This window comes from Bradyrhizobium sp. NBAIM08 (genome assembly GCF_020193935.1).
Classification (GTDB): Bacteria; Pseudomonadota; Alphaproteobacteria; order Rhizobiales; family Xanthobacteraceae; genus Bradyrhizobium; species Bradyrhizobium yuanmingense.
On record NZ_JADYVR010000382.1, the window covers coordinates 1 to 445 of the forward strand.

Genomic DNA, 445 nt, shown 5'->3' on the forward strand with positions numbered 1-445 from the left:
GTGCGAACCGCGACGCCGAGCGCACGCGAGTCGACGCGCCGCTCCTCCGCTTCCGCGACGAGCAGCGCGACCTCGAGCGCGCGCCGCCGCGGCAGGCTCAGTGCGGGCAGGACCTCGTCGAGGACGTCGTCGAGCAGGTCGCCGAGGCCGACGTGTGCGAGGGCACGCTCTGATTCGACCGTCCTGGTCGAGAGGACGCGAAGCCCGCGCCCGCGTGCCTCTTCGACCGCCGCCCGCCAAAGCGTGGACTTGCCGATCCCAGCTTCGCCCTCGAGCGCAAGCGCCGCCGATCCTGACGCGGCCTCACCGTCGAAGAAGGCGCAGAGCGCCCCGACCTCGTCTTCTCTGCCCACGATCGCGGCTGTCATGGCTACCGCCCATCGTGTCACGGCCGATCACCAATGTCAGCCTTCGCCGAGGCTGACGCCTCTAGTTCTGGGCGAGC

The 445-nt window shown here is 71.0% G+C and carries 1 protein-coding gene; it reads right to left on the reverse strand.

Annotated elements, in window-relative coordinates; translation table 11 throughout:
• Nucleotides 1–368: AAA family ATPase (locus tag I6F37_RS40010; protein WP_225154380.1), on the reverse strand; the 368-nt coding region annotated here is incomplete at its 3' end.
• Nucleotides 369–445 lie beyond the last annotated feature (77 nt).